General features: G+C 72.2%; 1 protein-coding gene. It reads right to left on the bottom strand.

Translation table 11 applies throughout. The features are described 5' to 3' along the window. A partial coding sequence (locus P7F68_RS19895; RefSeq protein WP_277835671.1) for an enoyl-CoA hydratase-related protein occupies positions 1-586 on the bottom strand: 586 nt, incomplete at both ends.

Below are 586 nucleotides of genomic sequence, written 5' to 3'. Positions count from 1 at the left end.
TGAAGGCGGCGACGCCCTCGGCGTAGTCCGCGCTCCAGCCCAGCTCGCGCATGAAGCCGCCTTCGAAGGAGAGCTGCTGTTCGAGGGTGTGGCCGGGGGCGGCGTGCATGGCCTGGCGGGTGCGCACCAGCGCCTTGGTGGGCATGGCGGCGAGCTGGGTGGCGAGCGCGTCGACCTTGGCGCCGAACTCGGCGTCGTCGTACGCGGCCCAGATCAGGCCCCAGTCGGCGGCCTTCTCCGCGGGCAGCTTGTCGGCGAGCAGGGCCAGGCCCATGGCGCGTGCCATGCCGACGCGCTGGGGCAGGAACCAGGTGCCGCCGGTGTCGGGGATGAGGCCGATCTTGCTGAACGCCTGCAGGAAGGACGCCGACTTCGTCGCCACCACCAGGTCGCAGGCCAGCGCCAGGCTGGCGCCGGCACCGGCGGCGATGCCATTGACGGCGGCGATGGTGGGTACGCGCAGGTTCTGCAGGCGCAGCACCAGCGGCTTGTAGTTCTTGTCGACGACGTCGCCGATGTCGGGTAGGCGGCCGTCGGGCTGCGTGGCCATGTCGGGGTCGGCGAGGTCCTGGCCGGCGCAGAAGGC

The organism is Thauera mechernichensis (genome assembly GCF_029588855.1).
GTDB classification, from domain to species: domain Bacteria; phylum Pseudomonadota; class Gammaproteobacteria; order Burkholderiales; family Rhodocyclaceae; genus Thauera; species Thauera mechernichensis.
The sequence above is the reverse complement of the archived record's forward strand: the minus strand, read 5'-3'. Positions and strand labels throughout refer to the sequence as shown.